A 26,528-nucleotide genomic window follows, 5' to 3' on the forward strand; every position below is an offset into this window, starting at 1 on the left:
GGAAAGCCACCCGTGGCCGACGATCGCCGACGCACCCGCAGGGGAGCCGCCACCGGCAGCTCCCGCGGGCGCACCGGACCCGGACGCACCGCGTCCGGGTCCGGGCGTGCCCGGACGCCGGGGCAGCCGGACCGGTCGGCGGCGGGTGGCTCCTCCGGCCCGCGCTCGCGGCTGACCGGGCGCACCGCGGTGCTGGTCCTGGTGCTCGCGGTGCTCGCGACCTCCTTCGCCTCCTCGCTGCGCGCCTACCTCGACCAGCGGACTCACCTGCAGGACCTCCAGGCCAAGATCGACGAGCGCCAGGCCGCCATCGACGACCTCGAGCGCGAGAAGCGGCGCTGGGAGGACCCGGCGTACGTCGAGCGGGAGGCGCGCGAGCGGCTGGGATACGTGAAGCCCGGCGAGATCCCCTACATCGTGCTCGACGAGCACGGCGACCCGGTGGAGCCCCAGTCGACCCTGGGCGACCCCGACCGCAGCGCCCCCACGACGCCGGAGGCCTGGTGGACCGGCGCCTGGGGCTCGGTCGAGGCCGCCGGCCACCCCCCGCGCAACGGCACCCCGCCGTCCGCGGAGATCGACGGCTCGCACGACGGCGAGCAGCCCCAGAAGGAGAACCCCCAGCAGTGATCGACCCCGCAGATCGCGACGCCATCGCCGAGCAGCTCGGCCGGGAGCCGCGCGGGATCCACGCGATCGGTCACCGGTGCCCGTGCGGCAACCCCGACGTGGTGACCACCGAGCCGCGGCTGCCCAACGGCACGCCGTTCCCGACCACCTTCTACCTCACCTGCCCGCGGGCGGCCTCGCGGATCGGCACCCTCGAGGGCTCCGGGGTGATGAAGGAGATGCAGGACCGCCTCGCGAGCGACCCCGAGCTGGCGGCGGCGTACCGCGCGGCGCACGAGCGCTACCTGGAGTTCCGCGCCACCTTGGGCACCGTGCCCGAGATCGAGGGCATCTCCGCCGGCGGGATGCCCGACCGCGTCAAGTGCCTGCACGTGCTCGCCGGGCAGTCGCTCGCGATGGGGCGCGGGGTGAACCCGCTCGGTGACGAGGTGCTCGACCGCCTCGGCGAGTGGTGGGCCGCCGGCCCGTGCGTCGGCGGCGGCTGCGCCACCGGGGCCAGCACCGACGCCGGCACCGATGCCGCCGCTGATGACTGAGCGCCTCCACGGCCGTCCGACCGCGGCGGTCGACTGCGGCACCAACACCATCAAGCTGCTGATCAGCGACGCGACCGGTCCGCTGGTCCGCGAGGTGCGGATGGTGCGCCTGGGCCAGGGCGTCGACGCCACCGGCCGGCTCTCCGACGAGGCTCTCGAGCGCGCCTGGGCGGCGCTCGACGAGTACGCCGCGCTGGTCGCCGCCCACGGCGTGCCGGTCGAGAACATCCGCTTCTGCGCCACCTCCGCGACCCGGGACTCCGCCAACGCCGACGTGTTCGCGGCCGGGGTGCGGGACCGGCTCGGGGTGGACCCGGAGGTCCTCACCGGTCCCGAGGAGGCCGCGCTGTCCTTCGCCGGGGCGGTCGGGGGACTGGCCACGCCGCCGGTCCCGCCGGTGCTGGTCGTCGACATCGGCGGCGGGTCGACCGAACTGATCCTCGGTGAGGAGCGCCCGCGCTACGGGCACTCGATGGACATCGGCTCGGTGCGCCAGCACGAGCGGCACCTGCGCTCGGACCCGCCCACGAGCGCGGAGATCACCGCATGCGTCGCCGACATCGAGGCGCACCTCGACGAGTGCCCGGTGCCGACGGGGGAGGCCGCCACCGTGGTCGGCGTCGCCGGGACCGTCATCACCATCGCCGCGGGCGTGCTCGGGCTGGAGCGCTACGACCGCGACGCGATCGACCAGGCGCGGCTCCCGGTCGCGGAGGTCCACGCGATGGTCGACCGGCTGGTGGCGATGAGCGTCGCCGAGCGGCTCGCGCTGCCGTGGATGCACCCGGGCCGTGCGGACGTCATCGACGCCGGCGCGCTGGTGCTCTCCTGCGTGCTGCGGCGCACCTCGGTGACCGAGCTCGTGGTCTCCGAGGCCGACATCCTCGACGGCATCGCGCGGTCGATCCTGCTTCGCTGAGCCCCGCGCGACACCTGGCGAGAGTTTGCGCCGGGGGCACGACGGGCACCGGTCGGCCATGACCGACCACACCCCGAGCAGTTCCGAGGAGCCTCTGGGTGCCCTGGTGCACCGGCTGACAGAGCAGGTTCCGCAACTCATCCGCAGCGAGCTGCGCCTCGCGCAGGCCGAGCTGACCGAGAAGGGCAAGCGGGCGGGGCTCGGCCTGGGAGCCTTCGGTGCGGCCGGTCTGATCGCGCTGTACGGGCTGGGCGCCCTGATCGCCGGCCTGATCCTCCTCCTGGCCCTGGTGCTCCCGGCCTGGGCGTCGGCGCTCATCGTCGCCGGCGTGCTCTTCGTGATCGCCGCGGTCGCGGCGGTCGTCGGGCGGCGTGAGGTCAAGCAGGCGACCCCCGCGGCCCCGGAGCGCGCCGTCGCCGGCGTCAAGCAGGACGTCGCCACGCTCAAGGGAGGCCACTCATGAGCGGCGACCGCCCCGTCCCCACCGGCCCGGACAGCCCCGGCGGCTCGGGCGCCACCGCGGCCGGCAGCTCCTCGAAGGACGCGCCGGCCTCGCCGGAGACCCCGGACGCGCTGGCCGCCGACGTCGCGCGCCAGCGCGAGGAGCTCGCCGTCACCGTCGAGGAGCTCCAGGCCCGCCTCGACGTCAAGACCCGGATGACGGGCGCGATGACCACCGCCGACGGGTCGCTGCGCCCCGAGCTCGTGGGCGCGCTCGTGGCCGGCGTGGTCGCGGTGGCCGGCCTGCTCGTGCTGCGCTGGCGCCGGTCGCGCTGACCCGTCGTCCCGGCCGGGACGACCCCCGACTGTCCGTTCCATGTCGACACACTCGAAGGAGATCCTTGATGCTGAAGAAGCTTTCCCTGCTGGTGGCAGGCGGCGCCGGTTACGTCCTCGGCGCCCGTGCGGGCCGTGAGCGCTACGAGCAGATCATGGCCCAGGCGCGGAAGGTGAGCGGGAACCCGCGGGTGCAGCAGGCCGCGCACCAGGCCCAGGACGTCGTCACGACCCAGGCGGCCGCTGCCGCCGATGTCGCGAAGGAGAAGGCCGAGGGGGCGGCGCACGCCGCGGCCGACAAGGTCCGCGGCCAGAGCAGCCCGAGCAGCCAGGCCAGCCCGAGCAGCGCGAACAGCCAGACCCCCACCCCGGGTCAGCCCTCGGTGCCGCCCGCGCCGTGAGCAGGGTGCGGACGGCGCCGGCCACGGGCGGTCGCCGGTGACCGAGGTGCTCCCGCACCCGGCCACCGGGCAGCCGTTCGCCTCCCCGGTCCCTCCCGGGACCGGCTGGCCCGGTGACCCCGCCACCGCCGAGACCCCGGCCGCGACCTCCGCGGCCGGGGTTCGTCGTCTTGCCACCGAGCTGCTCGACGGGGAGGCCGCGTCCACCGAGGCCGCCCTCGGCGAGCTCGACGCCCGGGTCAGCGTCTGCCGTGCCTGCCCGCGGCTGGTGCGGTGGCGCGAGGACGTCGCGGAGCACAAGCGCGCGTCGTACGCCGCGGAGCCGTACTGGGGGCGCCCGATCCCCGGCTGGGGTCCGGCGGACGCACGGATCATGATCGTCGGGCTGGCTCCGGCCGCCCAGGGCGGCAACCGGACCGGGCGGATCTTCACCGGCGACCGCTCGGGGGACTGGCTGTTCGCGAGCCTGCACCGGGTCGGCCTCGCGGCGCAGGCCACCAGCGTCGATGCCGCCGACGGCCAGGCGCTGCGCGACACCCGGATGGTGGCCACCGTGCGCTGTGCGCCCCCGCAGAACCGGCCGACCCCGCAGGAGCGGGCCACCTGCTCCTCGTGGCTCGACGCCGAGCTCGACCTCCTCGCCGGCACCGTGCGGGTCGCGGTGACCCTCGGGGCCGTCGGGTGGGCAGCGACGCTGAGCGCGTTCGGCGGCGCGGGGTGGGAGGTCCCGCGGCCACGGCCGCGCTTCGGGCACGGCGCCGAGGTGCTCTTGCCCGGCAGCGCCGAGCGGGGGCGCCACGACGTCCTGCTGCTCGGCAGCTACCACCCCAGCCAGCACAACACCTTCACCGGCAGGTTGACCGGGGCGATGCTCGACGAGGTGCTCGGCAGGGCGAAGCAGGAGGCTGCGACAATGCCGCGGTGAGCACTCCCACCCTGTACGCCGTCACCGTCCTGGGCCACGACCGCCCCGGCATCATCGCGGAGACCACCGGCCAGCTGGCCGGCCTGGGCCTCAACCTCGAGGACTCCACGATGACCCTGCTGCGCGGGCACTTCGCGATGATGCTGGTCTGCTCCGGCGGCGTCGAGGGCGCCGCGATCGAGTCGGCCCTCGCCCCGCTCACGACCGACGGCACGCTCACGGTGACCGTGCGCGAGGTCCCCGAGGAGACCGCCCCCGCGGCGGCGGGCACGTCGTGGGTGCTCACCGTGCACGGCGGCGACCGCCCCGGCATCGTCTCGGGCGTCGTCTCCGAGGTCGCCGCGCTGGGCGGCAACATCACCGACCTCAGCACGCGCCTGTCCGGCAGCCTCTACCTGCTCGTGGCGGAGTTCGACGTGCCGGCCGGCACCGACCTCGACGCCCTCGAGACCGCGATCCGTACGGCGGCGACCGCCCTCGGCGTCGGGGCCACCCTGCGTCCCGCGGAGGCCGACGAGCTGTGAGCGGCACCCCCACCCCGGCCGCGCCGAGCGAGCGGCTGGCGGCCTGGACCGAGGACGAGCTGGGTGTCGAGGGACGGGTCCTGGAGGTCGTGCGCGTGCCCGACCCGGTGCTGTCCACCCCCGGAGCCGAGGTCGACCCGACCGCGCCCGAGACCGTGCAGCTCGCCGCGGACCTGGTCGCGACGATGCGGGTCAGCCCCGGCTGCGTCGGCCTCGCCGCCCAGCAGGTCGGCGTGGCGGCCCGGGTCTTCTGCGTCGACGTCTCCGCGCACCCCAAGACCCGTGAGCACCACGGCACCTTCGTGCTGTGCAACGCCGAGGTCGTGGAGTCCAGCCGCAACGAGAAGGCCCGCGAGGGCTGCATGAGCGTCCCGGACTTCACCGGCGACGTGAAGCGCGCCTCGCGGCTGGTCGTGCGCGGCCAGCTGCCCGGCACCGGCGAGGAGGTCACGTTCTCGGCGAACGCCTTCGAGGCGCGCTGCCTGCAGCACGAGCTCGACCACTGCGCCGGGTTCGTGTTCCTCGATCGGGTCGCCGGCGCCCACGCCATCCACCCCCGCAAGACCTACCTGTAGTCCCGGAGGAGCGGTCGCCACCGGGCGGCCGCCCGCCTCGCCCCCGTATCCCAATCGGCAGAGGAAGCCGCCTTAAAAGCGGCGCAGTGTGGGTTCGAGTCCCACCGGGGGCACCAGGTTCCGCGGCGGGACAGCCGTTCCGACAGCCATCGGCCCGCCGTCAGCGCGTGCGCAGCCAGGGGGTCAGGGCCTGCTCGAGGTCCTCGGTGAGGGCGGCGGCGTACTCGGTGGTGAGGTGGCCGGTGTCGCGGTAGGGGATCGTGGAGCCGATCACGGCGGGGCACGAGCCGTCCCAGCACAGCCACGGCGTGGGGTCCACGACGGGGACCCGGTGCTCCTCGGCGGAGGCGACCGAGATGTCGGCCATCCGGGTGGCGTCCGAGGTGGGGCTGAGCAGGCAGTCGCCGAGGTGGGGCCGCCCGGTGCTGAGGCAGACCTCGGGGGACTCGTCGAGCTCGGGCACGTCGCGCAGCAGCACGGTGCGCCCGGCGATCGGGGCGAGGCGGTCGAACAGCTCGTCGAAGCCGTCGCGCACCAGTCGGTCGCGCTGCGCGGGGTCCTCGACCGGGGCGCCGTCGTCGAGCAGGCTCTCGGAGACGTTGGTGGCGACCACGACCAGGTCGGGCTCCAGCTCGGCGATCTGCTCGAGGGCCCACTCGCGGAAGGTCGTGCAGCCGGCGTACTCCGCCTCGGTGCCGACGGTGACCAGCGCGGCGGGGCAGCCGACCTTGACCAGGTAGTAGGTGCGCAGGTCGTGCTCGCGCGCGATCCGCTCGAAGGCGGGCACCCACATCCGCCCGTGGGAGTTGCCGAGCACGACCACGGTCTGCTCCGGGGTCTCGGTGGTGCCGCGCGGGCAGAGGAGGAGGCTGTCGGTCTCGTAGCTGCACCGGCCGAGCGAAGCCCGGTCCTCGCGGATGTCGATCAGGTCGGGGGTCAGGTCGCTGGGCACCGCCTGTGCCTCCCGGGCGGCGAGCACCGAGGCCTTCACCAGCGCGACGGTGGGGTCGAGGTCGTCGACCTCGCTCCCGAGCTCGGCCACCGTCACGGCGGGGTCGTCGCCGTGCTCACCGGTGCGCCACTCGGCATAGCTCTGGGCGCCGAACGCGCTGGCCGCGACCAGCCCGACCGAGACCGGGTAGAGCACGAGCGCGCGGTTGACCCGCAGGCTGCGCGCCCGCCGGAACGGCGTCTCGACGAGGCGGTAGGTCAGCGCGGACAGCACGAACGTGGCGGCCACCGCGGCCCCGACCTCCCAGGGGTCGAGGTCGCGGCCCAGGTGGCCGACGGGCAGCACCAGCAGCGGCCAGTGCCACAGGTAGAGGGAGTAGGACCAGTCGCCGACGACCCGCATCGGGCGCACGCCCAGCCAGCGGATCGGGAACGGCTCGCGGTCGTGTCCGCCCGCACCGGCGACCAGCACCAGCACCGCGCCGAGGACCGGCAGCAGGGCCGCGGTGCCCGGGAACGGCGAGGTCTCGTCGTAGCGCAGGCAGGCCGCCACGATGAACCCGAGCCCGGTGACGGAGAGCAGGCCGCGCGCGGTCGCGGGCATCCGGGCGGCGACCAGCGGCGCCAGTGGCACCGCGAGGGCGCCGATCCCGAGCTCCCAGGCCCGTGCCGGGGTGGAGAAGTACGCCGCGGTGGGGTCGACCTCGGTGCGCCACACGCCGTACGCGAAGGAGGCGGCGGTGAGCAGCGCGAGCACCACGACCACCACCCGCAGGGTGCGCTCGGCGACCGGGACCACGGCGCGCCGGGCGAGCCGGCGCGCGAGCAGCACGCAGCCGAGGAGCACCAGCGGCCAGACGAGGTAGAACTGCTCCTCGACCGCCAGCGACCAGTAGTGCTGGAGCGGAGAGGGCAGCTGGTCGCGCGCGAAGTAGTCGGTGCCGACGGCGGCGAAGCGGATGTTGGCGGCGAACAGCGTCGCCCAGACCGCGTCGCGCACCACCTCGAGGGCGTCGAGCGCGCTGAGCCACCAGGTCGAGGCGAGCAGCGTGACCAGCGTGACGAAGGTGGCCGCCGGCAGGATGCGCCGGGCGCGCCGGGCGTAGAAGCCGCGCAGCGAGACCTTCCCGTCGCGGGCGACCTCGCGCAGCAGCAGCTGGGTGATCAGGAAGCCCGAGATCACGAAGAAGACGTCGACGCCGACGAACCCGCCGGGCAGCTGGGCCAGCCCGGCGTGCCCGGCGATCACTGTCAGCACGGCGATGGCTCGCAGGCCCTGCACGTCCGCACGGAACGGCGAGCGCGCGCCGACCTCCGGGCGTGGCTGGGTCATCGGTCTCCTGGGTCTGGGGGCGCCGCGACATTACCAACGTGCGAGCCCAGGCCCGCGATCCGCGCGCCCGGGCGGGAACGTCTCACGCGTCCCGTGCGTTGCACACCACGAGGTCACTAGGCTGACCCCATGACCGTCAGGGCGGCGGTCATCAACGCAGGCCTCCAAGGAGAGACCCCGAATGCAGAGCAACAACCCGGTGTTCCGTCGGTCGGAGGAGTTCAACCGCCCCGGCGCGAACGCTTACGGCAACCAGACCTACGCAGACCCCTCGAGCTGGGGGACCGGAACGCCGGGCCAGGACGAGGGCTTCGGCTACGCGCCGGCCCCGACGTCGGCTGACCGGATGACGATCGACACCGTCGTGCAGAAGACCGGCATGTCGCTCGGCATGGTGGTCGTCTTCGCCGCCCTGACCTGGTGGCTCACCCCGGACGTCGCCGACGCCACGGCGGACCTCGGCCCGCTGTTTGCGGCAGTGGCGGTCGGCAGCCTCGGCGCCTTCGCGCTGTCGATGGTCAACTCCTTCAAGCGCGTCATCAGCCCCGCACTGGTGCTCGCCTTCTGTGCCCTCGAGGGCGTGGCCCTTGGCGGTCTGAGCAAGCTCTTCGACGCGCAGTTCGGCGGCGGCATCGTCACCCAGGCGGTCCTCGGCACCTTCGCGGCGTTCGCCGGCACACTGGCGGCGTACAAGGTCCTCAACATCAAGGTCGGCAACAAGTTCCGCACGTTCGTCACCGCTGCCGTCTTCGGCATGATCGGCCTGAGCGTGCTCGAGCTGGTGCTGGGCATGTTCGGCAACAGCTTCGGCATGTACGGCTTCGGCGGCATCGGCCTGCTGTTCGCCGTCGTCGGCCTGGTGCTCGGTGTGTTCATGCTGATCATGGACTTCGACTTCGTCGAGCAGGGCATCGCCAACGGCCTGCCGGCGCGTGAGTCGTGGCGTGCCGCGTTCGCGATGACCGTCAGCCTGGTCTGGATCTACACCAACCTGCTGCGCATCCTGGCGATCTTCAGCCAGGACTGAGCCTGCGCGCCTCGGCGCGGACGACGAGGGCCCCGGGAGCGATGCTCCCGGGGCCCTCGTGCGTCTGCGTCAGGAGCCGGCCGGCGTGGGCTCGCCGGACGCGGGGGCGTCCTCGGGCTCGGCGTGCTCGGGGCCCTCGCTGCTGGTTTGGGCGCGACGGCGGCGGTGGCGCATCTCCACCCACAGCCCGCGCATGCCGAGGCGGTGGCCGCCGACCTCGGTGCCGTCGAGCTCGGTGCCGGGGTTGTTGACCGCCTTCACGGCCGCCTTGCTGATCGGCATGATCGCCTCGCCGCGCATCGACTCGATGCGCTCCTCCTCGTCGGGGATGACGCCGACGGCGGCGAGGATCGAGGGCAGCAGGATCCCGGCCGCGGCGCGGTAGCCGTGGGCCGAGGGGTGGAACCGGTCCGGGCCGAAGAGCAGTGCCGGCGCGGCCGCGAACTCCGGGCCCAGGATCGAGCCCAGCGAGACGGTGCGCCCGCCCTCCTCGATCGCCGCGATCGTCTGGCCGGCGGCGAGACGTCGCGACCAGGCGCGCGCGATCTGCTTGAGCGGAGGAGCGATCGGCTTGATGGTGCCCAGGTCCGGGCAGGTGCCGACCACGACCTCGGTGCCGGCCTCGCGCAGGCGGCGTACCGCCTCCTGGAGGTGGCGCACCGACGCGGACGGCATCACGGTGTGGGTGACGTCGTTGCCGCCGATGAGGATCGCGGCGACGTCGGGCTGGATCGGCAGCGCCTTGTCGACCTGTTCGGCGAGGTCGGAGGACTTGGCCCCGATGACGGCCAGGTCGCGCAGGTAGACCCGGCGGTCGGCGTGCTCGGCGACGCCGCTGGCCAGCACCGCGCCGGGGGTGTCCTCGACCCGGTCCACGCCGTACCCGGCGGCGCTGGAGTCACCGAGGACGACCAGCTTGATCGCGGGTCCGGGGCGGCCGCGGCCGTACCAGCCGGTGGGGTCCGGGGGCGGGTCCTCGCTGATCGGGCCGATGGCCTTGCGCGCCAGCTTGGCCTCGGCGGTCAGCACGCCGTACAGCGTCCCGCCGAGCATGGTCAGGCCGCCACCGCCGTAGGCGGCAGCGGAGGCGAGCTTGCGTGCTGCGGCTGCCTTTCCCACGAGTCGAGTCTACGGAGGGTGACCGGTGAGTCGTGGGCAGGGTTTGCCCAACCTGCGGGTGGCCGCCCTAGATTGGCCGGATGCAGTACGTCGACTCTCTCCTGGACCTGATTGGCAACACCCCGCTGCTGCGCCTGCGCCGGACGCTGGACGGCCTCGCCGACCGTCCGGGACCGCTCGTGCTGGCCAAGGTGGAGTACCTCAACCCGGGCGGGTCGGTGAAGGACCGGATCGCCACCCGGATGATCGAGGCGGCCGAGGCCTCCGGGGCGCTCCAGCCGGGCGGCACCATCGTCGAGCCGACGTCCGGCAACACCGGCGTCGGGCTGGCGATGGCGGCCCAGGAGAAGGGCTACCACTGCATCTTCGTGTGCCCGGACAAGGTCAGCGAGGACAAGCGCAACGTGCTCAAGGCCTACGGCGCCGAGGTCGTGGTCTGCCCGACCGCGGTGGACCCCGAGCACCCGGACTCCTACTACAGCGTCTCCGACCGGCTGGCCTCCCAGCCCGGGGCGTGGAAGCCCGACCAGTACTCCAACCCGAACAACCCGCGCTCGCACTACGAGACCACCGGGCCGGAGATCTGGAAGCAGACCGACGGTCGCATCACGCACTTCGTGACCGGCATGGGCACCGGCGGCACGATCAGCGGCGTCGGTCGCTACCTCAAGGAGCAGAACCCCGAGATCCAGGTGATCGGCGCGGACCCGGAGGGCTCGGTCTACTCCGGCGGCTCCGGTCGCCCCTACCTCGTGGAGGGCGTCGGCGAGGACTTCTGGCCCGACACCTACGACCGCGGGGTCGCCGACCGGGTCATCGAGGTCTCCGACGCCGACTCCTTCGCCTTCACCCGCCGCCTGGCCCGCGAGGAGGCGCTGCTGGTCGGCGGCTCCTCCGGCATGGCCGCGTACGCCGCCGCGCAGCTGGCCCACGAGCTGGCCGAGCAGGGCAACGAGGACGCCGTGATCGTGGTGCTGCTGCCCGACTCCGGGCGCGGCTACCTCACCAAGATCTTCAACGACGAGTGGCTCGGCCAGTACGGCTTCCCGACCTCGGAGAAGCCGTCGGCCCAGTCGGTCGGCGACGTGCTGCGCGGCAAGGACGGCCGGCTGCCCGACCTGGTGCACACCCACCCCGGCGAGACCATCGCCGAGGCGGTGCAGATCCTCCAGGAGTACGGCGTCTCCCAGATGCCGGTCGTGCGCGCCGAGCCCCCGATCGTGGCCGCCGAGGTGGCCGGCTCGGTCTCCGAGCGCGACCTGCTCGAGGCGCTCTTCGCCGGGCACGCCCGCCTCACCGACCGCGTCGACGAGCACATGTCGGAGCCGCTGCCCACGATCGGCTCGACCGAGCCGGCCGAGGCCGCCGTACGCCTGCTGGAGGCCGGCGACGCCGTCCTGGTCCACGAGGACGGCAAGCCGATCGGCGTGGTCACCCGCCACGACCTGCTCACCTACCTCGCCCGGGGCTGACCCGGTCCGACGCGCCCCCGGGCCCGACGTCGGTCTGGCCCGGGACGGGTCCCCTCGACCCAGTGGGACGGCGGTCACACGCGACGGCGTACGCGTGCCATCATCGCCGGACCGGTAGCAGTTCTTCGAGGCTGAGGGGTCCCATGACGTCGTCGTCCACGCCGATCATCGAGGGGTGGTTCACCACCGGCGAGCAGCCGTCGCTGCTCGGATCGCGGTGCACCGCCTGCACCACCGTCTACTTCCCGCCCGTCCCGGGCAACGAGGGCTACTGCCGCAACCCCGCGTGCGACGGTGAGGTCTTCGAGACCGCCGAGCTGTCGAGGCGCGGGCGGATCTGGTCCTACACCGACGCGCAGTACCAGCCGCCGGCGCCGTACATCGCGCCGAGCGACCCGTTCGTCCCCTTCGCGCTCGCCGCGGTCGAGCTGCCCGAGGGGCTGACGGTCCTGGGCCAGGTGGCCGAGGGCTACGGCGTGGACGACCTCGCCGTGGGTGCCGAGGCCGAGCTGGTCGTCGAGACGCTGCACACCGACGAGACGGGCGCGCGCACCGTGTGGCGCTGGAAGCCGGTCACCGAGCTGGGCGAGGAGGCCGACCAGTGAGCACCGAGACCAACACCGTCACCGTCGCCGGGGTGGGCATGCACCCCTGGGGCAAGTGGGGCCGCAACTTCGTGACCTACGGCGTGCACGCCGCCCGCGCGGCGCTCGCCGACGCCGGCGTCCCGTGGACCGACGTCGACCTGGTCGTCGGCGGCGAGACCGTCCGCAACGGCTACGCCGGCTACGTCGCCGGCGCGACCTTCGCCCAGGCGCTCGGCTGGAACGGCGCCCGCGTCGCCACGTCGTACGCCGCGTGCGCGACGGGCGCCCAGGCGCTCGACACCGCCCGCACCCGGATCCTCGCCGGGCTCTGCGAGGTCGCGCTCGTCGTCGGCGCCGACACCACCCCGAAGGGGTTCCTCGCCCCCAACGCCGGCGAGCGCTGGGACGACCCCGACTGGCTGCGCTTCCGGCTCCTCGGGATGACCAACCCGGCGTACTTCGCGCTCTACGCGCGCCGGCGCATCGACCTCTACGGCGCGACGCCGGCCGACTTCGCGCAGGTCAAGGTCAAGAACGCCCGCCACGGCCTGGAGAACCCCTACGCCCGCTACCGCAAGGCGGTCAGCGTGGAGGACGTGCTGTCCAGCGCGGTCGTCTCCGACCCGCTGCACCTGCTCGACATCTGCGCGACCTCCGACGGCGCGGCCGCCGTGGTGCTGGTCAGCGCCGACTACGCGCGCCGCCACGGCCTCACCGACGGGGTGCACGTGCGGGCGGTCTCGACGGTGACGCCGACCTTCCCCCACACGGTCATGGACATGCCGAACCTGTCGACCGACTCCAGCGCGGCGACCGGCGAGGGTGAACGGACCTTCAAGGAGTCGATCGCCCACGCCGCCTACGAGGAGGCCGGGCTCGGCCCCGAGGACGTCGACGTCGCGGAGGTCTACGACCTCTCGACCGCCCTCGAGCTGGACTGGATGGAGGACCTCGGGCTGTGCAAGCGCGGCGAGGCCGAGCAGCTGCTGCGCGCGGGTGAGACCACCATCGGCGGCCGGATCCCGGTCAACCCCTCCGGCGGGCTCGCCTGCTTCGGCGAGGCGGTCCCGGCGCAGGCGCTGGCGCAGGTCTGCGAGCTCACCTGGCAGCTGCGCGGCCAGGCCGAGGGCCGCCAGGTCGAGGGCGCCCGGGTCGGCATCACCGCCAACCAGGGCCTCTTCGGCCACGGCTCCTCGGTGATCCTCAGCCGCTGACGGCGTGCCTCCCGCGGTCCGGTTGAGTCGAGACTTCTGACGGTCGAGTCGAGACCTTTCATGGCCGAGTCGAGAGTTCTGACGTCCGAATCGCGGATTGGCGCGCCATTGGCGCCGACTCGTGCCGCCATTGGGGCCGAGTCGCGCCGCCATTGGCGCCGACTCGCGGTCGTCCCCAGGTCTCAGCCGGGGCGGCGGCCCAGCAGCGCCGCGAGCCGGTCGGCCGCGGGCGCGGCGTCGTCGACCTGCTGCGAGGGTCCGAACGGCGTGCGGTCCGGCGGCAGCCGGAGCAGGAAGCGCCGGCTGGCCTCCAGTGCGCGCTCGGCGACCTCGTCGCTCACCTCGAGCGGGTGGCCGGTCGCGCGGGCCACGTCCCACCCGTGGGTGAGCGCCTCGATCGTGCGCAGCTCGGCGATCGCGGGCGCCGGCATCGGGCCGAGACCACTCGGGTAGCTGCCCGGACCGGCGACGGCCAGGGCCTCGCGCAGGGTGTCCCCGGCCGACTCGAGCACCTCCGCCAGGAGCACGTCGGGCAGCTCCTCGACCTCGGCGTAGACGGCCGCCAGGTCGTAGGGCACCCCGGACAACGAGGTGGTGAACGCCTGCTCGCCGTCGACGAGGTGGCGCACCACCGCCGCCACGTCCCAGCCCGGGCAGGGCGTCGCACGTGACCAGTCGGCGGGGTCGAGGCCGCGGGCCAGCGCGGCCACGCCACGGTGGACGTGCATCAGGTCCTCGAGGTCCATCTTCGGAGCATGGTCCGCGCCGACGGTCCCCGCAAGGGCCGCGGCGCGTCAGTCGATGTCGCCGTCGACATAGAGCCAGCGGCCGCCGCGCTGCTCGAAGCGCGAGCGCTCGTGCAGGCGTCCGGGACCGGCGGCGCTGTCCCAGCGGGCCTCGAACTCCACCCAGTCCTCGCCCGCGCCCAGGATCCGCAGCCCGGTCCAGCGGGTGCCGGGGTCGTGGGTGACGTCGGTGGGGCGGGTCCGCGGGTGCCAGGTGCGCCAGACGTACGCCGTGTCGCCGACGGCGTACGCCGCGTAGCGCGAGCGCATCAGTTCCCCGGCAGTGGCGGCCTGCGCGGCGCCCCGGTGCAGGCGCCCGCAGCAGGCGTCGTACGCGGCGCCGGATCCGCACGGGCACTCGGGTCGCAGCTCCATGCGGGAACCGTAACCGGCGCGACCCCCGCGGTGTGGGCCGCCGCAGTAGCGTGAGGAACGTGACTGCTGCCACTTCCACCCCCGCCCCGGGCGCCGCCACCGTCGGTGAGCTGCGCGCGTCGGGCCACGTGCACAAGCCGCTGCGCACCGAGATCCGCGACAACCTCCTGGCCCGCCTGCGGGCCGGCGAGGACCCGTGGCCGGGCCTGCACGGCCTCGACGACACCGTCATCCCGCAGCTCGAGCGCGCGCTGATCGCCGGCCACGACGTGGTCCTGCTCGGCGAGCGCGGCCAGGGCAAGACCCGGCTGCTGCGCACCATGGTCGGCCTGCTCGACGAGTGGACCCCCGTGATCGAGGGCTCCGAGCTCGCCGAGCACCCCTACGACCCGATCACCCACGCCTCCCAGCGTCGCGCCGCCGAGCTCGGCGACGACCTGCCGATCTCCTGGCGCCACCGCGACGAGCGCTACGCCGAGAAGCTCGCGACGCCCGACACCTCGGTCGCCGACCTGATCGGCGACGTCGACCCGATGAAGGTCGCCGAGGGGCGCACCCTGGGCGACCCGGAGACGATCCACTTCGGGCTGATCCCGCGCAGCCACCGCGGCATCGTCGCGATCAACGAGCTGCCGGACCTCGCCGAGCGGATCCAGGTCGCGATGCTCAACGTGATGGAGGAGCGCGACATCCAGATCCGCGGCTACGTGCTGCGCCTGCCGCTCGACGTCCTCGTCGTGGCCAGCGCCAACCCCGAGGACTACACCAACCGCGGGCGCATCATCACCCCGCTCAAGGACCGCTTCGGCGCCGAGATCCGCACCCACTACCCCCGCGAGCTGGACGCCGAGGTCGCCGTGGTGCGCCAGGAGGCCGATCTGGTCGCCGAGGTGCCCGACTACCTCGTGGAGATCCTGGCCCGCTTCACCCGCAACCTGCGCGACTCCAGCGCGGTCGACCAGCGCTCGGGCGTGAGCGCCCGCTTCGCGATCGCCGGAGCCGAGACGGTCGCTGCGTCCGCCCTGCACCGCGCCGCCTCGCAGGGCGAGGAGGACCCGGTCGCCCGTGTCGTCGACCTGGAGACGGCCGTGTCGGTGCTGGGCGGCAAGATCGAGTTCGAGAGCGGCGAGGAGGGGCGAGAGGACGAGGTGCTCACCCACCTGCTGCGCACCGCGACCGCCGAGACGGTGCGCCAGCACCTGCGCGGGCTCGACCTCGGGCTGCTCGTCGAGGCGATCGAGGCCGGCGCGATGATCACCACCGGCGAGCAGGTGACCGCCCGCGACTTCCTCACCGGGCTGCCCGTGCTCGGCGAGTCCGAGCTGTACGACGAGATCTGCGAGCGCCTCGGCGCCACCAGCGACGGGGCGCGTGCGAGCGCGATCGAGCTGGCCCTGGAGGGGCTCTACCTGGCCCGCAAGGTCGGCAAGGACACCGACGGCGCGGAGACCGTCTATGGCTGAGACCCGCGCGCACCCGGACCGGGAGGCACGATGAGCAGGGACCGCACCCGTTTCAAGCGCTACGACGGCGGCGACCCGCTCGCGCCGCCGGTCGACCTCGGCGAGGCCCTCGACGCCATCGGCGAGGACGTGATGGCCGGCTACAGCCCGGAGCGGGCGATGAGCGAGTTCCTGCGCCGCGGCGGGCAGGACCAGCGCGGCCTCGACGACCTCGCCCGCCAAGTGGCCCGCAAGCGCCAGGAGCTGCTCTCGCGCCACGACCTCGACGGCACCATGCGCGAGGTGCAGGAGCTGCTGGACAAGGCGGTGCTCGAGGAGCGCAAGCAGCTGGCGCGCGACGCGATGATGGACGACGCGGACCGCGCGGTGCGCGAGATGCAGCTGGCCAACCTGCCGCCGAGCCCGGCGGCCGCCGTCAGCGAGCTCTCGTCGTACGACTGGCAGAGCCGCGAGGCCCGCGAGGACTTCGAGAAGATCAAGGACCTGCTCGGACGCGAGCTGCTCGACCAGCGCTTCGCCGGCATGAAGCAGGCCCTGGAAGGGGCCACCGCGGAGGACCGGGCGGCCGTCGAGGAGATGCTCGGCGACCTCAACGACCTGCTCGAGAAGCGCCAGCAAGGGATCGACACCCCGCAGGACTTCGAGTCGTTCATGGACAAGCACGGCGACTTCTTCCCCGAGAACCCCCGCGACCTCGACGAGCTGCTCGACACCCTGGCCGAGCGCTCGGCGGCCGCCCAGCGGATGCTGAACTCGATGACCCCCGAGCAGCGCGAGGAGCTCATGGAGCTCTCCGCGCAGGCGTTCGGGTCCCCGCAGCTGATGGAGTCGCTGAACCGCCTCGACGCCAACCTGCAGTCGCTGCGGCCCGGCGAGGACTGGACCGGCTCGGAGCAGATGGGCGGGGAGGAGGGCCTCGGGCTCGGCGACGGCACCGGTGTCTTCCAGGACCTGGCGGAGCTCGACGGGCTGTCCGAGCAGCTCTCGCAGTCCTACGGCGGCGCGCGGATGGACGACCTGGACCTCGACGCGCTGGCCCGTCAGCTCGGCGAGCAGGCCGCGGTCGACGCGCGCACGCTCCAGCGCCTGGAGAAGGCGCTGCGCGAGCAGGGCACGATGCGCCGCGACTCCACCGGCCAGCTCCAGCTGACGCCCAAGGCGATGCGCCAGCTCGGCAAGGCGCTGCTGCGCGACGTCGCGCAGCGCCTGTCCGGGCGCCAGGGCCAGCGCGAGCTGCAGCAGGCCGGCGCCGCGGGGGAGCGCTCCGGGGCCACCCGCGAGTGGGCCTTCGGCGACACCGAGCCGTGGGACATCCCGCGCACCATCCTCAACAGCGTCCGCCGACGCGCCGCCGACGGCGGGTCCTCGCGGCTGCTGGAGATCGGCGACGTGGAGGTGCAGGAGACCGAGGCCCGCACCCAGGCCTGCGTCGCGCTGCTGGTCGACACCTCGTTCTCGATGGCGATGGACGGGCGCTGGGTGCCGATGAAGCGCACCGCGCTCGCGCTGCACACCCTGATCCGGTCCCGGTTCCGCGGCGACGACCTCCAGCTGATCGGCTTCGGCCGCCACGCCGAGGTGATGGAGATCGAGGAGCTCACCGGCCTCGACGCCATGTGGGACAAGGGCACCAACCTGCACCACGCGCTGCTGCTCGCCAACCGTCACTTCCGCAAGCACCCGAACGCCCAGCCGGTGCTGCTGATCGTCACCGACGGCGAGCCGACCTCCCACCTCGAGCCGGACGGCGAGGTGTTCTTCAGCTACCCGCCGCACCCGCTCACGGTCGCCTACGCGGTCCGCGAGCTCGACAACGCCCGGCGCCTGGGGGCGCAGACGACGTTCTTCCGCCTCGGCGAGGACCCCGGCCTCGCCCGGTTCGTGGACTCGATGGCGCAGCGGGCCGAGGGACGGGTGGTCGCACCCGAGCTCGACGACCTCGGCGCCGCGGTCGTGGGGTCCTACCTGGGCAGCCGGGCGCGCGGCGGTCGCTCGGGCGCCGACGCCCCGGCATGGGGTGGCCAGTTCGGGCGAGGTTTCTGGGTCGACTGAGCGCGGCCCTAGGATCACGCCGGTGGACGACCCCAGCCTGACCGTGCTCGTCCTGCTCGCCCTGGCTGCGGTGAGCGCCGGCTTCGTCGACGCCGTCGTGGGCGGCGGTGGGCTGATCCAGCTCCCGGCGATCCTGCTGGGCCTGCCCGGCGCCAGCCCCGTGCAGGTGCTGGCGACCAACAAGCTCGCGTCGTTCTGCGGCACCTCGGTGAGCGCCGCGACGTACTACCGCCGGGTGAAGCCGGACCCCCGCACCTTCGGGCCGCTGATGGCGCTGGCCTTCGTGGGCTCCGTGGGCGGGGCGTTCGTGGCCTCGCAGATCCCGAAGTCCGCCTTCGAGCCGATCGTGCTCGTCGTGCTCGTGGTGGTCGGCGCGTGGGTGCTCCTGCGCCCGTCGCTGGGGCAGGCGACCGCGCTGCGCTTCACCGGCCAGCGGCACCTGCGGGTGGCGATGCTGGTCGGGCTGGCCGTCGGGTTCTACGACGGCGCGATGGGGCCGGGCACGGGCAGCTTCTTCACGATCGCGCTGGTCGGGCTGATGGGCTACGGCTTCCTCGAGGCCTCGGCCAAGACCAAGCTCGCCAACTGGGCCACCAACCTGGCGGCGCTGTGCGTGTTCGTCCCCCAGGGCGCGGTGATGTGGAAGGTCGGGCTGGTGCTCGGCGCGGCCAACCTGGTCGGCGGCTACCTGGGCGCGCGCACCGCCGTGGCCCGCGGCGCGGGCTTCATCCGGGTGTTCTTCGTGATCGTCGTGGCGGCCTTCGCGATCCGCATCGGCGGCGGCCTGGTGGGGATCTGGTGAGCAGGCGATGACCGGCTACCTCACCATCGCCCGCGACGCGGAGGCCGAGATCGAGGTCAAGCGCTCGCGGTTCCTGTGCACCCTGGAGCGCGTCGAGGACGAGGCCGCGGCGCGTGCGGTGGTGGAGCGGCTGCGCCGCGCGCACTGGGACGCGCGGCACCACTGCTCCGCCTTCGTCCTCGGTCCGCCACCGGTCCCGGTCGAGCGCTCCAGTGACGACGGCGAGCCGGCGGGCACCGCGGGCGCCCCGATGCTGGAGGTGCTGCGGGGCTGGGAGGGCAGCGGGGTCAGCGACGTGGTCGCGGTGGTGACCCGCTGGTTCGGCGGCACCCTGCTCGGCGCCGGTGGGCTGGTGCGCGCCTACGGCGACGCGGTGCGCGCCGGGCTGGCCGCGAGCGGGACGGTGCGGCGCCTGCTGGTCCGCGAGCTGCTGGTGGAGGTCGGGCACGCCGACGCGGGCCGGGTCGAGACCGAGCTGCGGCACCGCGGGGTGGCCGTGCTGGACGCGACGTACGCCGCGGCGGTGACGCTGCGCCTCGGGGTCCGGCCCGAGGAGGAGGCCGCGCTGCACGCGCTGCTCGCCGAGCTGAGCGCCGGCACGGCTCTCGCGGTCCCTGCCGGAGAGAGCTGGGTCGACGTACCCTCGGGCTCATGAGCATCCCCGTCGACCTGGCCGACCTCGAGCGCACCCTCGCCGACTTCGGGCCGGGCTACCTGCTCACCACGACCGACGGTGTCGTCCGGGCGGTCAGCGCGGAGCCGCGGGTGGTCGACGGGGTCCTGGTGGTCTCCGACGCGGGGCGACGCACCAGCGCCAACATCGCCGCCAACCCCACGGTCACGCTGCTGTTCGCGCCGCGGGAGGAGCGCGGCTACTCGCTGCTCGTCGACGGCACCGCCACCGTCGACGGCGAGACGGCCCGGGTGACGCCGCGCTCGGCGGTCCTGCACCGCCCGCGTCGGTACGCCGACGGCGAGGGCGCCCCGCACGCCCCGCACGACGGCTGCGGGGCCGACTGCCGGTCGGTGGGATGAGCACCGGCGCGGGGACCGAGCCGCTGCGTCCGACCTGGGCGACGGCGTTCCTCGACCTCGCGCCCGGAGCCGCCGAGCGGGTGCTGCCGTTCTGGTGCGCCGTCACCGGCTACGCGCTGTCGCCGTGGCGAGGTGAGCGCGCGGAGTTCGCGACCCTGCTGCCCCCGGACGGTGCCGACGACCACCTCTGCGTGCAGCGCCTCGGCCGGCTGGACACCGCCGCGGCGCGTCTCCACCTCGACCTCACCGTCGCCGCGCCGGGGGAGGACGTCGGACCGGCGGCCGTCCGGGCGGTGGCGTTGGGCGCCCGGGTGCAGGCTCGCCCCGAGGACGACTTCGTCGTGCTGTCCTCGCCCGGCGGCTTCGTGTTCTGCCTGGTGCGCCACCCCGGGGCCCGGCCCGCCGTGCCGGCGACCTGGCCGGGCGGGCACCGCTCGGTGGTCGACCAGGTCTGCCTGGACGTCCCGCTGGACCTCTGGGACGCGGAGTCCGCGTTCTGGGCCGCGCTCACCGGGTGGGAGCTGCACGAGAGCGATCCGGAGTTCCGCCACCTGGTGCGTCCCGCGGGGTTCCCGCTCCGGTTGCTGCTCCAGCGCCTCGACGACCCGGCGCCCGCGGTGCGCGCGCACCTCGACCTGGCCACCGACGACCGGGCGGCGGAGGTGGCGCGCCACGAGGCCCTCGGCGCGCGGGTGCTCGCCACCCGTGAGCAGTGGACGGTGCTCGCCGACCCGGGCGCCACGGCGTACTGCATCACCGACCGCACGCCCGCCGACTCGTCCGAGGAGATCCGATGAGCAACCCCACCGACCCGGCGGAGCGGACCAGGCCGCCGATGTCCGCCGACGAGCGCACGATGCTGCGGGCCTTCCTCACCTTCCAGCGTCAGACGCTGCGGGCCAAGGCGAGCGGCCTGACCGCGGAGCAGGTGCGGGCCACGCTGTCGCCGTCCTCGCTCACCCTGGCGGGGCTGCTCAAGCACATGGCGTTCGTCGAGGACATGTGGTTCGGACAGGTGCTGCGCGGGGAGCCGCCGCAGCCGCCGTGGGACGCCGTCGACTGGGCGGCGGACCGGGACTGGGAGTTCCACACCGCGGCCGGGGACCCGCCCGGGGACGTGTTCGCGCTGTTCGACCGGGCCGTCGCCAGGACCGACGAGATCCTGGCCGCGGAGGCGGACCTGGACGCGGTCGCCGCGGTGGCGCGCCACGGCCGCCGGCCCAGCCTGCGCTGGATCCTGCTGCACATGATCGAGGAGTACGCCCGGCACGTCGGCCACGCGGACCTGATCCGCGAATCGATCGACGGCCGGACCGGCGTCTGAGGCTGCGGGCGTCGGCGTCCGGCTCACCGCGGCGGAAAATCAGGGTGCGGCGGCCGGCCGGGGCGCTAGCGTCGCCGCCATGGACCTCGCCACCGACGAGCGCACGATGCTGCTGGCCTTCCTCGCCTTCCAGCGCCAGACGCTGCGGGCGAAGGCCGGCGGGCTGACCGCCGAGCAGCTGCGCACCCCGCTGGCGCCGTCCTCGCTGACCCTGGCCGGGCTGCTCAAGCACATGGCCCTGGTCGAGGACGACTGGTTCGGCGAGGTGCTGCGCGGCCAGCCGCCGCGCGAGCCCTGGGCCTCGGTCGACTGGGAGGCGGACCGCGACTGGGAGTTCCACTCCGCGCTCGGCGACCCGCCCGGGGACCTGGTCGCGCTGTTCGACCGGGCCGTCGCCTCGTCCGACGAGATCCTGGCCGCGGAGCCGGACCTGGAGGTGCTCGCGGTGCGCGGGCGCCACGGCCGGCAACCCAGCCTGCGCTGGATCCTGCTGCACCTGATCGAGGAGTACGCCCGGCACAACGGGCACGCCGACCTGATCCGCGAGTCGCTGGACGGGCGCACCGGCACCTGAGCGGGGCGGCCCGCTCAGGTCCAGCGGCGTACCGCCCAGCGCTCCACGACGCCGAGCACCGCGTCGGAGAGCTTGCCGAGCATCGCCAGCAGCACGATGGCGAGCAGCAGGCGGTCGGTGCGGCCGTTGTTCTGCGACTCGGTGAGCAGGTAGCCCAGGCCCTGCGAGGACGCGATCAGCTCGGCGGCCACGAGGAAGAGCCACGACTGGGCGAGCGCGAGGCGGAGCCCGGAGAAGAGGGCGGGCACCACGGCCGGCAGTTGCACGGTGGCGAACAGCCGCAGCCGGCGCAGCCCGAACGCGCGGCCGGCCTCGACCAGGTGGCGGTCGACGTGGCGCAGCGCCAGCGAGACGGTGGTGAACACCGGGAAGGTCGCGCCGATCGCGATCAGGGTGATCTTGGAGTCCTCGCCGATCTTGAGCCACAGGATCAGCAGCGGCACCCAGGCCAGCGAGGGGACGGCGCGCAGGGCGCCGACGGTGGGGGCGAGCAGCAGGTCGGCGACCCGGGAGAGCCCGACGAGGGCGCCGAGCGCGGTCCCGATCGCGGCACCGACGGCGAAGCCGATCAGCACCCGCTGGGTCGAGATGTGGACGTGCTGCCACAGCAGGTCGCGCTCGATCAGCCCGCGGGCGGCCTCGAGGACCGCCCCGGGCGCCGGGAGCTGGACGGCGCTGAACACGCCGGCCGAGGTGACCAGCTGCCACAGCGCCAGCAGCGTGGCCGGGAGCAGCGCCCCGCCCAGCACCCGTACGACGGGTCGCTCGTGCCAGGCGCCCGCCGGCGGCGGGACCAGGCGCGGCTCGTCGTCCGCCGCGACCGCGACCCCCGTGCTGCTCGCCTGCGACATCAGCCGACCTTCGCGGCGTCGGCCTTCGCCGCCCAGGTGTCGTCGAGCAGGACCTCGAGGGCGTCGTCGATCTGGCTCTGCTCCTCCACGTCGCCGGTCTCCACGAACAGCGGGCCGACGGTCTTCAGGACGTCGAGCTGGGCCTGGCCGGGGACGTGGTCGAAGTCGAGGTTGGTTCGCTCGGTCAGCACCGTGCGCGCGACGTCCTCCTCGATGCCGGCCTCCTCGGCCAGGATCGTGACCGCCTCGTCGGGGTTCTCCTGCACCCATGCGCGTGCCTTGGCGTAGGCGTCGACGACCACCTGGGCCAGCTCCGGCTCGTCGTCGAGGAACTCCTCGGTGGCGTTGAGGAAGCCGTAGGTGTTGAAGTCGATGTTGCGGTAGATCAGCTCCGCGCCGCCGGTCTGGGCGTCGGCCATGATCGGGTCCAGCCCGGCCCACGCGTCGACCGCGCCGTTCTGGAGCGCGGTCGCGCCGTCGGCGTGCTGGAGGTTCTCGATGGAGACCTTCGAGCGGTCCACGCCCTCGGCGTCGAGGGCCTGGACGAGGAAGAAGTACGGGTCGGTGCCCTGGGTGGCCGCGACCTTCTTGCCCTCCAGCTGGGACAGCTCGGTGATCGGGGAGTCCGGACCGACGACGACCGCCGCCCACTCCGGCTGGGAGTAGATGTCGATCGTGCGGATCGGGGAGCCGTTGGCGCGGGCCAGCAGCGCCGCCGACCCGGCCGTCGAGCCGATGTCGATGGCGCCCGCGCGCAGCGACTCGTTGGCCTTGTTCGACCCGTCGGACTTCACCCAGGTGACGTCGACGTCGTCCTCGGCCAGCGCGTCCTCGAGCCAGCCCTGGTCCTTGATCACCAGGCTGAGCGGGTTGTACGTCGCGTAGTCGATCTCCAGCGAACGGGCCCCCTCGCCGGAGGCCTCGCCCTCGGCGCAGGCGGTGGCGCCGACGAGGACGGTGCTGGCGGCGGCGAGGGCCGCGACGGAGCGGCGCAGGTGGTACGTCATCGGGTGGTTCCTTCGGGTCGGGCACGGGCGTGCCGGGTGGGTCCGAGAGAGCGGGTGGCCGGTGGCCGGGGTGGAGGTCGGGAGGGTGCGAGGGGTGCCGGTGCGGTCAGTGCCGGTGCGCGTCGACGCCGAGGCTCTCCAGCAGCCGGCTGCGCAGCGCGGCGAGCTCGACGGAGCCGCGGTCGCGGGGACGGGCGCCGGGCACCGGGACCAGCTGGCTCACCGACGCGGCGGGGTCCTCGCCGGAGCGGCCGAGCACGACGATCCGGTCCGCGAGCTGGAGCGCCTCGTCCACGTCGTGGGTCACCAGCAGCACCGTCGTCGGGCTGCCGCGGTGCACCGCGAGCAGCAGGTCCTGCATCTTGAGCCGGGTGAGCGCGTCGAGGGCGCCGAACGGCTCGTCGAGCAGCAGCACGCCCGGCCGGCGGGCCAGCGCCCGGGCCAGCGAGGTGCGCTGGGCCATGCCGCCGGAGACCTCGCGCGGGCGCAGGTCCGCCTGGTCGGCGAGCCCGACGAGCTCGAGGAGCTCCTGGACCCGGGACGCGCCGGTGCGGCGCTCGGTGCCAGCGGGCAGGCCCAGCGCGACGTTGGCGCGCAGGGTGCGCCAGGGCAGCAGGCGCGGCTCCTGGAAGGCGACCGCGCAGCGCTCGTCGTACGCCCGGACGGGGGTGTCGTCGATGAGGACCCGCCCCGTGGTCGGGGTGTCCAGTCCGGCGGCGCCGCGCAGCAGCGTGGACTTGCCGCAGCCGCTGGGGCCGAGGAGGGCCACGACCTCGCCGGGGGCGAGGGCGAGGTCGATGTCGCGCAGGACGGCCCGGGCACGAGGGCCGGTGCCGAAGCTGCGCCCGACGGCGGCGAAGCGCAGGGGCAGGGCGTCGGCGCCGCCGGCGGCGGTCACCGAGGTGCTCGCCGCCGCGGGCGAGCGGCGGAGCGCGGGGCTGAGCAGGCTCATCGGACCTCACTGGAGGGGCATCGCTGGACAACTAGTCACTAAAACCTACTGGCTTAGTGTTGTTAGAGCCAGTGTGCCAGTCTCCGCCGTGTTCGGGCACCGCTGGGCGGGTTCCGGGTGATCGGCCCTGCCTGTCAGGGCGTCGGTCCCCCCGCTCAGGCGAACACGAGCTCCGCTCCGGGCGAGCCGCGGCGGGAGATCCAGGTCGACGCGGTGGTCGTGGCCAACACCGTCGCGGACCAGCGGGCAGAAGTCGGCCGCCTGGGGTGAGGGCCCGCGTGGGGCTGGTCGGGGGAGGGACTTCTGCCCGCCCGTCGACGGGTCGCTCAGGCGAAGCCGGGCAGGTGCTCGACCAGCAGCTCGCGGAACGGCGCCTCGCACTCCAGCTGGCACAGCATGCCGACGCCGCCGAGCCAGGTGCGGTGGATGAGGAGGTACTCCGGCGGCAGGTTCAGCTTGACCGCCAAGGTGTACGACGGGTCGCGGGGGTTGTTGATCCGCTGGAACTGCTCGCGCATCCACTCCCGCGAGAACCGGAAGGAGTCGACCTGGGCCGGCTCGACGAACGGCAGCAGGTAGTCCAGCAGCAGCTGCGGGTCGATGCGGATGTTGTCCTTGACGAAGCCCTCGGCGCGCAGCCCCTCCAGCAGCGCCTCGCCGTCCCCGTCGGCGGCGGTCCGGATCAGGCGCCCCATCGCCTCGGGGAAACGTCGCTCCGGGAGGCGGGCCACCGCGCCGTAGTCGAGCACGCCGAGGCGGCCCGGCGAGCCGTCCTCCTCGGGCAGCGGGCGGAAGTTGCCGGGGTGCGGGTCGGCGTGCAGCATTCCGGTGCGGGTGGGTCCGGCGACCAGGAACCGGGCGAAGAGGGTGCCGTAGTGGTCGCGCTCCTCCTGGGTGCCCTCGGCGATCACGCGCGCCAGCGAGCCGGGCCCCTCCATCCACTCGGTGATCAGCGTGGTGTCGCCGACCGCGACGACGGCCGGGACCACGATCTCGGGATCGTCGAGGAACGCGTCGTGGAACGCGGTCTGGGCGTCGGCCTCGAGGCGGTAGTCGAGCTCGTCGGCGGCCCGGGCCTGGAGCTCGGCGATCAGCGGCTTGATGTCCATGCCGGGCACGAGCGGCCCGAGGGTGCGCGCCATGCCCGCGAGCTGCTTGAGGTCGGAGCGCAGCGCCTCACCGGCGCCGGGGTACTGCACCTTGATCGCCACCTCGCGCCCGTCGTGCCAGCGCCCGCGGTGCACCTGGCCGATCGACGCGGCCGCGGCCGGGCCGCCCTCGAGGTGGACCAGCTGCTTCTTCCAGTCCGGGCCCAGGTCGCGGGCGAGTGCGTCGCGCACCTGCTGGGTGGGCATCGGGGGAGCGGCGTCCTGCAGGCGGGTGAGGCTCTCGCGGTACGGCGCCGCGACCTCCTCCGGGAGGGCGCCCTCCAGCACCGAGAGCGCTTGGCCGAACTTCATCGCCCCGCCCTTGAGCTCGCCCAGGGTGCGGAACAGCTGCTCGGCGGTGCGCTGCTGGATCTCCGACATCACGACCTCGCCCGGACGCCCCGCCATCCGCTTGCCGAGTCCGATCGCGCTGCGCCCGGCGTACCCGAGCGGGAGCGCGGCCAGCCGTGCGGTGCGAGCCGCAGCCTTCCGGGGCAGGTCGGTCATGCCCTCCAGTGTGCCCGGCCCCCGGTCGCCGCCGCGGCACCCGACGCCGAGTCGGCACGAATGGTGCGCCGAGTCGGCACGAATGGCGTCCCTACCGGCGCCGAGGGCGCACGGCGAGCAGCACGGCGGCGAGCAGCGCGAGCGTCCCGGCGCCGGCCAGGCCGAGAGCGGTGGGCAGCAGCGGGCCGAGGTTGCCCACGGCGGCCGGAAGGCGCGGGACGGGCTCGACGTGAACCGTGCCCCGAGTGGAGGGGTGGAGACCGCTGCAGGTGAGCTCGATCGATCCGGACGGTTGCGACGGGCTCAGCACGACCGTGCCCACCCAGTCGCCGGCACCGCCGTAGCGGCGGTAGCCGTCGTCGGTCGGAGCGGTCGGTACGACGTCGCCGGACGCGTCGCGCGCGAGACAAGTCGGGGTCCTCAACGTCGTGTCCGTCCAGAGCATCAGGGCGCGGTCCTCGTGGGCGACCACGTGCGGCCGGCCGTCCACCGGGACGGCGGACTCCTCCGCCCAGTAGGTGTAGCCGCCGAACTGGGTCACGACGAGGACCCCGAAGGTGCCGACCGCGGCCACGATCAGGGCGAGGCCGGAGATCCACCACCAGCGGGTCCGGCGCCCTCGGGCGCGGGGAGGCGGCGTGGACATGCCGAGCATCCTCGCAC

Annotated in this window: 30 protein-coding genes and 1 tRNA gene; 22 read left to right on the forward strand and 9 right to left on the reverse strand. The window is 74.1% G+C overall.

The genetic code is table 11. From position 1 onward, the window contains the following. Window positions 1–12: 12 nt before the first annotated feature. The 10 genes from HOQ23_RS02940 to HOQ23_RS02985 all read left to right on the forward strand — a co-directional run bounded on the left by HOQ23_RS02940 (window position 13) and on the right by HOQ23_RS02985 (window position 5,403). The gene (locus HOQ23_RS02940) at window positions 13–630 is read left to right on the forward strand and encodes a septum formation initiator family protein (protein WP_172211740.1); all 618 of its coding nucleotides are present in this window, start codon (window positions 13–15) and stop codon (window positions 628–630) included. Continuing rightward, entirely contained in the window at window positions 627–1,166 is a 540-nt protein-coding gene (locus tag HOQ23_RS02945; RefSeq protein WP_172211742.1) for a DUF501 domain-containing protein, read from the forward strand. The genes HOQ23_RS02940 and HOQ23_RS02945 overlap by 4 nt, the downstream gene beginning before the upstream one ends. Then, entirely contained in the window at window positions 1,159–2,085 is a 927-nt protein-coding gene (locus HOQ23_RS02950; RefSeq protein WP_172211744.1) for a Ppx/GppA phosphatase family protein, read from the forward strand. The genes HOQ23_RS02945 and HOQ23_RS02950 overlap by 8 nt, the downstream gene beginning before the upstream one ends. A gap of 106 nt (window positions 2,086–2,191) precedes the next feature. Further along, window positions 2,192–2,548, forward strand: a complete 357-nt coding sequence (locus HOQ23_RS02955) for a phage holin family protein (protein ID WP_367650344.1) — start codon at window positions 2,192–2,194, stop codon at window positions 2,546–2,548. Next, the gene (locus HOQ23_RS02960; RefSeq protein WP_172211748.1) at window positions 2,545–2,862 is read left to right on the forward strand and encodes a DUF3618 domain-containing protein; all 318 of its coding nucleotides are present in this window, start codon (window positions 2,545–2,547) and stop codon (window positions 2,860–2,862) included. Before HOQ23_RS02955 ends, HOQ23_RS02960 begins: the two co-directional genes overlap by 4 nt. A 68-nt stretch (window positions 2,863–2,930) precedes the next feature. Continuing rightward, window positions 2,931–3,263, forward strand: a complete 333-nt coding sequence (locus HOQ23_RS02965; protein ID WP_253945130.1) for a hypothetical protein — start codon at window positions 2,931–2,933, stop codon at window positions 3,261–3,263. 37 nt (window positions 3,264–3,300) lie between these two features. Next, the gene (locus HOQ23_RS02970; RefSeq protein WP_172211617.1) at window positions 3,301–4,188 is read left to right on the forward strand and encodes a uracil-DNA glycosylase; all 888 of its coding nucleotides are present in this window, start codon (window positions 3,301–3,303) and stop codon (window positions 4,186–4,188) included. Next, window positions 4,185–4,712 (forward strand): glycine cleavage system protein R, encoded by a 528-nt coding sequence (locus HOQ23_RS02975; RefSeq protein WP_367650345.1) that lies wholly within the window; start codon window positions 4,185–4,187, stop codon window positions 4,710–4,712. The genes HOQ23_RS02970 and HOQ23_RS02975 overlap by 4 nt, the downstream gene beginning before the upstream one ends. Next, window positions 4,709–5,287: a peptide deformylase gene (gene def / locus HOQ23_RS02980; RefSeq protein ID WP_367650346.1), complete on the forward strand. Its 579-nt coding sequence runs from the start codon at window positions 4,709–4,711 to the stop codon at window positions 5,285–5,287. Before HOQ23_RS02975 ends, def begins: the two co-directional genes overlap by 4 nt. 39 nt (window positions 5,288–5,326) lie before the next feature. Continuing rightward, window positions 5,327–5,403, forward strand: a tRNA-Leu gene (locus HOQ23_RS02985). A gap of 44 nt (window positions 5,404–5,447) precedes the next feature. On the opposite strand, the gene HOQ23_RS02990 is transcribed toward HOQ23_RS02985, so the two are convergent. Then, window positions 5,448–7,571: an acyltransferase family protein gene (locus HOQ23_RS02990; RefSeq protein WP_172211750.1), complete on the reverse strand. Its 2,124-nt coding sequence runs from the start codon at window positions 7,569–7,571 to the stop codon at window positions 5,448–5,450. A 181-nt stretch (window positions 7,572–7,752) separates the two neighbouring features. Between HOQ23_RS02990 and HOQ23_RS02995 the strand changes: the two genes are divergently transcribed. Beyond that, window positions 7,753–8,598 (forward strand): Bax inhibitor-1/YccA family protein, encoded by an 846-nt coding sequence (locus tag HOQ23_RS02995; protein WP_172211752.1) that lies wholly within the window; start codon window positions 7,753–7,755, stop codon window positions 8,596–8,598. A 69-nt stretch (window positions 8,599–8,667) separates the two neighbouring features. On the opposite strand, the gene HOQ23_RS03000 is transcribed toward HOQ23_RS02995, so the two are convergent. Continuing rightward, window positions 8,668–9,717: a GDSL-type esterase/lipase family protein gene (locus HOQ23_RS03000; protein WP_172211754.1), complete on the reverse strand. Its 1,050-nt coding sequence runs from the start codon at window positions 9,715–9,717 to the stop codon at window positions 8,668–8,670. An 80-nt stretch (window positions 9,718–9,797) separates the two neighbouring features. Between HOQ23_RS03000 and HOQ23_RS03005 the strand changes: the two genes are divergently transcribed. The 3 genes from HOQ23_RS03005 to HOQ23_RS03015 all read left to right on the forward strand — a co-directional run bounded on the left by HOQ23_RS03005 (window position 9,798) and on the right by HOQ23_RS03015 (window position 12,990). Next, a complete protein-coding gene (locus HOQ23_RS03005) occupies window positions 9,798–11,189 on the forward strand; it encodes a cystathionine beta-synthase (protein WP_172211756.1) in 1,392 nt (463 codons plus the stop codon). A gap of 143 nt (window positions 11,190–11,332) precedes the next feature. Beyond that, window positions 11,333–11,794: a Zn-ribbon domain-containing OB-fold protein gene (locus tag HOQ23_RS03010; protein WP_172211758.1), complete on the forward strand. Its 462-nt coding sequence runs from the start codon at window positions 11,333–11,335 to the stop codon at window positions 11,792–11,794. Next, window positions 11,791–12,990, forward strand: coding sequence for a lipid-transfer protein (locus HOQ23_RS03015; RefSeq protein WP_367650347.1), 1,200 nt, complete (start codon window positions 11,791–11,793; stop codon window positions 12,988–12,990). Before HOQ23_RS03010 ends, HOQ23_RS03015 begins: the two co-directional genes overlap by 4 nt. A 182-nt stretch (window positions 12,991–13,172) precedes the next feature. Here the strand turns inward: HOQ23_RS03015 and HOQ23_RS03020 are convergent, their stop codons facing one another. Next, window positions 13,173–13,736, reverse strand: coding sequence for a TIGR03086 family metal-binding protein (locus HOQ23_RS03020; protein WP_172211760.1), 564 nt, complete (start codon window positions 13,734–13,736; stop codon window positions 13,173–13,175). Between the two features lie 48 nt (window positions 13,737–13,784). Then, complete coding sequence (locus tag HOQ23_RS03025; protein ID WP_172211762.1) at window positions 13,785–14,150, reverse strand: YchJ family protein; 366 nt, start codon at window positions 14,148–14,150, stop codon at window positions 13,785–13,787. Window positions 14,151–14,209: 59 nt separating this feature from the next. Here HOQ23_RS03025 and HOQ23_RS03030 point away from each other — a divergent pair, with 59 nt between their 5' ends. The 8 genes from HOQ23_RS03030 to HOQ23_RS03065 all read left to right on the forward strand — a co-directional run bounded on the left by HOQ23_RS03030 (window position 14,210) and on the right by HOQ23_RS03065 (window position 21,400). Beyond that, window positions 14,210–15,613 (forward strand): magnesium chelatase, encoded by a 1,404-nt coding sequence (locus HOQ23_RS03030; protein WP_172211764.1) that lies wholly within the window; start codon window positions 14,210–14,212, stop codon window positions 15,611–15,613. A 30-nt stretch (window positions 15,614–15,643) separates the two neighbouring features. Continuing rightward, complete coding sequence (locus tag HOQ23_RS03035; protein WP_166390797.1) at window positions 15,644–17,665, forward strand: VWA domain-containing protein; 2,022 nt, start codon at window positions 15,644–15,646, stop codon at window positions 17,663–17,665. A 22-nt stretch (window positions 17,666–17,687) separates the two neighbouring features. Then, window positions 17,688–18,467 carry a TSUP family transporter gene (locus tag HOQ23_RS03040; protein WP_166133522.1) on the forward strand — a complete coding sequence of 260 codons (780 nt, stop codon included), beginning with the start codon at window positions 17,688–17,690 and terminating at the stop codon, window positions 18,465–18,467. A 7-nt stretch (window positions 18,468–18,474) separates the two neighbouring features. Beyond that, window positions 18,475–19,122 carry a YigZ family protein gene (locus tag HOQ23_RS03045; protein ID WP_166133520.1) on the forward strand — a complete coding sequence of 216 codons (648 nt, stop codon included), beginning with the start codon at window positions 18,475–18,477 and terminating at the stop codon, window positions 19,120–19,122. Beyond that, the gene (locus HOQ23_RS03050; RefSeq protein WP_166390796.1) at window positions 19,119–19,502 is read left to right on the forward strand and encodes a pyridoxamine 5'-phosphate oxidase family protein; all 384 of its coding nucleotides are present in this window, start codon (window positions 19,119–19,121) and stop codon (window positions 19,500–19,502) included. Before HOQ23_RS03045 ends, HOQ23_RS03050 begins: the two co-directional genes overlap by 4 nt. After that, a complete protein-coding gene (locus tag HOQ23_RS03055) occupies window positions 19,499–20,299 on the forward strand; it encodes a VOC family protein (RefSeq protein ID WP_166390795.1) in 801 nt (266 codons plus the stop codon). The genes HOQ23_RS03050 and HOQ23_RS03055 overlap by 4 nt, the downstream gene beginning before the upstream one ends. Further along, entirely contained in the window at window positions 20,296–20,826 is a 531-nt protein-coding gene (locus tag HOQ23_RS03060; RefSeq protein WP_166133515.1) for a DinB family protein, read from the forward strand. Before HOQ23_RS03055 ends, HOQ23_RS03060 begins: the two co-directional genes overlap by 4 nt. 79 nt (window positions 20,827–20,905) lie before the next feature. Further along, window positions 20,906–21,400, forward strand: a complete 495-nt coding sequence (locus HOQ23_RS03065) for a DinB family protein (protein WP_172211766.1) — start codon at window positions 20,906–20,908, stop codon at window positions 21,398–21,400. 14 nt (window positions 21,401–21,414) lie between these two features. On the opposite strand, the gene HOQ23_RS03070 is transcribed toward HOQ23_RS03065, so the two are convergent. The 5 genes from HOQ23_RS03070 to HOQ23_RS03090 form a co-directional block, all read right to left on the reverse strand. Continuing rightward, on the reverse strand, window positions 21,415–22,251 hold the full coding sequence (locus HOQ23_RS03070) for an ABC transporter permease (RefSeq protein ID WP_172211768.1): 837 nt from the start codon (window positions 22,249–22,251) through the stop codon (window positions 21,415–21,417). Then, complete coding sequence (locus tag HOQ23_RS03075; RefSeq protein ID WP_172211769.1) at window positions 22,251–23,258, reverse strand: aliphatic sulfonate ABC transporter substrate-binding protein; 1,008 nt, start codon at window positions 23,256–23,258, stop codon at window positions 22,251–22,253. The genes HOQ23_RS03070 and HOQ23_RS03075 overlap by 1 nt, the downstream gene beginning before the upstream one ends. A gap of 106 nt (window positions 23,259–23,364) precedes the next feature. Next, the gene (locus tag HOQ23_RS03080; RefSeq protein ID WP_172211770.1) at window positions 23,365–24,210 is read right to left on the reverse strand and encodes an ABC transporter ATP-binding protein; all 846 of its coding nucleotides are present in this window, start codon (window positions 24,208–24,210) and stop codon (window positions 23,365–23,367) included. Window positions 24,211–24,536: 326 nt separating this feature from the next. Further along, window positions 24,537–25,865: an AarF/ABC1/UbiB kinase family protein gene (locus HOQ23_RS03085; protein WP_172211771.1), complete on the reverse strand. Its 1,329-nt coding sequence runs from the start codon at window positions 25,863–25,865 to the stop codon at window positions 24,537–24,539. Between the two features lie 91 nt (window positions 25,866–25,956). Further along, window positions 25,957–26,511, reverse strand: coding sequence for a hypothetical protein (locus tag HOQ23_RS03090; RefSeq protein WP_172211772.1), 555 nt, complete (start codon window positions 26,509–26,511; stop codon window positions 25,957–25,959). Window positions 26,512–26,528 lie beyond the last annotated feature (17 nt).

It is taken from the genome of Nocardioides sp. zg-DK7169, from assembly GCF_013155365.1.
Classification (GTDB): Bacteria; Actinomycetota; Actinomycetes; order Propionibacteriales; family Nocardioidaceae; genus Nocardioides.